Annotated in this window: 4 protein-coding genes; 1 reads left to right on the top strand and 3 read right to left on the bottom strand. The window is 67.8% G+C overall.

Going from position 1 to position 3,836, the window contains the following annotated elements:
* Window positions 1-84 precede the first annotated feature (84 nt).
* Window positions 85-303, bottom strand: coding sequence for an MbtH family protein (locus tag AC5L3C_RS33800; RefSeq protein WP_493652912.1), 219 nt, complete (start codon window positions 301-303; stop codon window positions 85-87).
* A 56-nt stretch (window positions 304-359) separates the two neighbouring features.
* Entirely contained in the window at window positions 360-1,196 is an 837-nt protein-coding gene (locus AC5L3C_RS33795) for an alpha/beta fold hydrolase (protein ID WP_493652911.1), read from the bottom strand.
* A 527-nt stretch (window positions 1,197-1,723) separates the two neighbouring features.
* Between AC5L3C_RS33795 and AC5L3C_RS33790 the strand changes: the two genes are divergently transcribed.
* Window positions 1,724-2,449 carry an aspartyl/asparaginyl beta-hydroxylase domain-containing protein gene (locus AC5L3C_RS33790; protein WP_125508990.1) on the top strand — a complete coding sequence of 242 codons (726 nt, stop codon included), beginning with the start codon at window positions 1,724-1,726 and terminating at the stop codon, window positions 2,447-2,449.
* Window positions 2,450-2,483: 34 nt separating this feature from the next.
* Here AC5L3C_RS33790 and AC5L3C_RS33785 read toward each other — a convergent pair whose 3' ends face one another.
* Window positions 2,484-3,773 carry an aminotransferase-like domain-containing protein gene (locus AC5L3C_RS33785; protein ID WP_493652910.1) on the bottom strand — a complete coding sequence of 430 codons (1,290 nt, stop codon included), beginning with the start codon at window positions 3,771-3,773 and terminating at the stop codon, window positions 2,484-2,486.
* Window positions 3,774-3,836: the final 63 nt, after the last annotated feature.

Here is a 3,836-nt window from a genome sequence, read left to right as displayed (position 1 = left end):
ACCTGTACTCCTCGACTGTCGACCGCCCTTTGGTGCGACACAGTCGCCGACTCCGCCTCCGGCCGGGTTGCGGCCGTCGACGTGTCAGGACTGGTTTTTCTCCATGGCCTCGATCAGGCTCTTGGGCCTCAGGTCGCGCCAGTTCGACTCGATGTAGTCCAGGCATTCCTGGCGGCTTTTTTCGCCGAAGACGACCTGCCATCCCGCGGGCACGTCGACGAAGGTGGGCCACAACGAATGCTGGCCCTCACCGTTCACGAGCACGAGGTATTGGGCATCCGGGTCCTCGAACGGATTCGTCATGGTCGTTTCCTTTCCGGTTCTGGCGTTGCGGGCGGTCGTGCGGGGCTTCTGCCCGGTCAGTCGCCGTTCTTCTGCAGAAATTCGATGATGGCCGCGTTGACCTCGTCGGGTCGTTCGAGATAGCCGAGGTGGCCGCAGTCCGGGATTTCGACGAAGTCGCAGTCCGGAATCGCTTCGGCGACTTCGGCGCCCAGCACGGGCGGCGTGAGGAGATCGTCGGAGAAGGCGATGACCCGGCAGGGGGCCGTGGCGTCGCGCAGTGCGGGGCGCTGGTCGGCACCGCCGGGCAGGCCGGCCCAGTTCTGCCCCTCGGCCACGGTGGTGCCGCTGTCGGCCTGCTCGAAGACGTCGAGCCAGAGGGAGACCGCTTCCTCGTTGTTGAGTGTCGCGGGTGAGAGCATCCGGAAGACGGACACGGTCGCGGAGTACTGCGGCGGGAGCCGGACGCCGGATTCGGCGAGCACGCGATCGGCAGCGCCGAGGGCGCTGCGGGCCGTGTCGGAGCGTGCCTTGGTCGCCATCAGCACGGCGCGGCGGACGAGGTGGGGCGCTGTGGTGAGGAGTTCCTGCACGATGATGGCGCCCAGGGAGACGCCGACGATCCGGCAGGATCCGAGCCCGAGGCCCTCGATCAGTCCTCGGGTGTCGCTGACCATGTCCGCGAGTGTGTATCTGCCCGGGGGGCAGTCGGACGGCGGTATGCCGCGGTTGTCGAAGGTGATGGCCTCGTAGCCGGCGCGGACGAGCGCCGGCGTCTGGTGCATGGTCCACACCCGGCCGGCGGCGCCGGTGCCCATGATGAGGAGGACCGGCTCACCCGATCCGTGCCGTTCGTAGGCGAGTCGGACGCCATTGGTCAGGAGCCGGCGTGCGCCGTCACCGGTCAGCGCCATTTCGGCTGCCCCTCGCGGGATGTGGAGCCTTTTCCGGAGAAGCCTTCCGGGAACTCGGTGATCCGGTCCGACCGGCGGCGGTTTTCGCGGTGACTGATCATCATGACGTGGCCCAAGCCGGTATTCCTCCCCCTGTGGCGCTGATTCGCGGCCCTCGGTTCTCCGTGTTCCGGTGTGCTCGGTGTCCGTCTTCTCGTTGCTGCTGAGGGCATGGCGATACGGCACGAGCCGGAGCCCGCCCGACGCATACTGTCCTGTCGGCCATGTGGACGCAATACGGTGCCCCTGTGCCCCCTCGCCTCAGCTGTCCCGGAAAGACACAGGAGCCCCGGGATCGCGCGGGTGATGCGGAGAGGGTGTTCAACTGCGGCGTGGATTCAGTTGAACGGGGCGGGGCCGGCGGCTTCGCGTCCGCCCGGGCCGGACAACTGACGTCGGTGTCCCGAGTCCCTATGGTGTGGGGAGTGTGTGCGTGCCGGCGATGAATCCGTGAGACTGACGCGAATATTCCGGCGGAGGAGAGACGGATGCTGCGCAAGTACGTCAGAAAGCTCGTCCACTGGACGGAGAAGAAGAACCGTCAGCACTCCCTCGTGCCCACGACGCCTTTCATCACCGACGAGAAGTTCCCCTGGGCCGGTCATGTCGAGGCGCGCTGGGAGGACATACGGGCGGAACTGGACGCGGTGTTGTCCTACCGGGATCACCTGCCGAACTTCCAGGACATCTCGCAGGCGCAGCGCGTGCTGACGCAGGACGACCAGTGGAAGACGTTCGTCTTCTACGGGTACGGTTTCAAATCCGCGGACAATCTCAAGCGGTGCCCGAAGACGGCCGAGGCCCTCGCCGGTATCCCGGGTCTGACGACCGCGTTCTTCTCGGTGTTCGGCCCCGGGAAGCGGCTGCCGGTTCACCGCGGCCCGTACAACGGTGTTCTGCGGTATCACCTGGCGCTGAAGATTCCCGAGCCTGCAGAGTCCTGCGGCATCGAGGTCGGCGGCGAGACGCGCCACTGGCGGGAGGGCGAGGGGATGTTCTTCGACGACACCTACCCGCACGCGGCGTGGAACGAGACCGAGGAGGACCGGGTGGTGCTCTTCCTGGACGTCGTGCGGCCGGTGCGCTTCCCCTACGGCATCCTCAACCGGCTGGTCATCCGGGTGATCTCCCAGTCTCCCTTCATCAAGAACGCCCGGCGGAACCAGGAGGCCTGGGAGGAGCGGTTCGAGCAGCTGCGGGCCGGGCAGGGGTAGGTGCCCCGCCCGCCCGTGGGGTGGGCGGGGCGGGTCATCCGGCCGTCGTCCGGTCGCTCTCGACCGCCCGCTGGGCCTCGTGCTCGATGAAGTCGCCGAGCCGCTCGATGCCCTCGCTGATGTCGTCCGGGGTGAGGTAGCTCGTCGACAGGCGGATGCTGAAGTCTCCGCCGCCCCGGGGGTGGAAGTAGGACATGGGGGTCCAGATGACGCCGAAGTCCTGTGCGGACCGGGCGAGGGCGTCGTTGTCCGCCCGGAAGGGGACCCGGACGGTGAGGAAGAAGCCGCCGCTCGGCGCGTTCCACCGGACGCGCAGGGCGTCGCGGGCGGCGGGCGGGAAGCGCAGCTCGAGGTGGCGGAGCGTGGACTGCATGGCTTCCTGGTAGAAGGCGGACGTCCGGTCGTTGAGTCCGGCTGCCTGTCCGCCGCCGGCGAGCAGCATGCCGGCCACCGCGGCCTGGCTCAGCGGTGAGGTGTTGACGGTCACCATGCTTTTGATCTTGGCGAGTTCGTCGGCGAGCAGGCCGGTCCGGCCCGCCGTGTCGGTCACCGGCTGGTCGGCGACGGCGAAGCCCAGGCGGGCGCCGGGGAACAGGGACTTGGAGAAGGAGCCGAGGTGTACCACGCGGCGGCGCCGGTCGAGGGCCTTGAGCGTCGGAAGTCGTGTTCCGCCGCTGACCAGCCGGTAGGGGCTGTCCTCCAGGATGAGGATGTCGTGGCGGTCCGCCAGGTCCAGCAGTTCGTGCCGGGTGGACAGCGGCATGGTGGCGCCGGACGGGTTCGAGTGGTCGGGGACCACGTAGAACGCGCGTGGCCGGTGGCCTTGCGCGGTCTGGTCCTTGATGGCCCGTTCGAGATCGGCGCAGCGGAATCCGTCCTCGCGTTCTTCGACCGGGACGAGTCCGACGTCCAGCAGGCGGGCGGCGCCGGTGATCCCGACGTAGCAGGGGCTGGCGACGAGGAGTACGTCGTCCCGGCCGGAGATGAGTGCCCGCACGGCCAGGAGCATCGCCTCCTGGCAGCCGACGGTGACCACGATGGATTCCGGGGCGACGTCGATGTCCTCGTCCTGGCGCAGGGATGCGGCGATGAGTTCGCGGATGCGTCCCGCGGTGGGACCGTATTGGAACATCGCGTCACGGATCTCTTCGGGAGAATTCCCGGTGTCCGCGAGGTGGTCCAGGTAGCGTTGAATGTGCTGGAAAATCTGGCCGGTTTCGAAGAAGCCGTCGTAGGGGCGGCCCGGGGCGAATGAGATGGCCTGCGGATATCGCAGGGTAATCTCGTTGAGGAAATTCATGGTGTCCAGGGTGGGATCGGACACGCTGCCATGGAGATCGGCCCTGTGCAGGACGGCTCCGTCCGTCTCCGTTTCCTGAGAGGGCGG

Source organism: Streptomyces speibonae (assembly GCF_984686075.1).
Note: the sequence above shows the minus strand (reverse complement) of the source record. Positions and strands in the feature narration are given on the sequence as shown.

Bases quoted from the DNA above. Each gene is read 5' to 3' on its own strand.
- AC5L3C_RS33790 (WP_125508990.1), top strand. From the start codon at position 1,724: ATGCTGCGCAAGTACGTCAGAAAGCTCGTCCACTGGACGGAGAAGAAG.
- AC5L3C_RS33800 (WP_493652912.1), bottom strand. From the start codon at position 303: ATGACGAATCCGTTCGAGGACCCGGATGCCCAATACCTCGTGCTCGTG.
- AC5L3C_RS33795 (WP_493652911.1), bottom strand. From the start codon at position 1,196: ATGGCGCTGACCGGTGACGGCGCACGCCGGCTCCTGACCAATGGCGTC.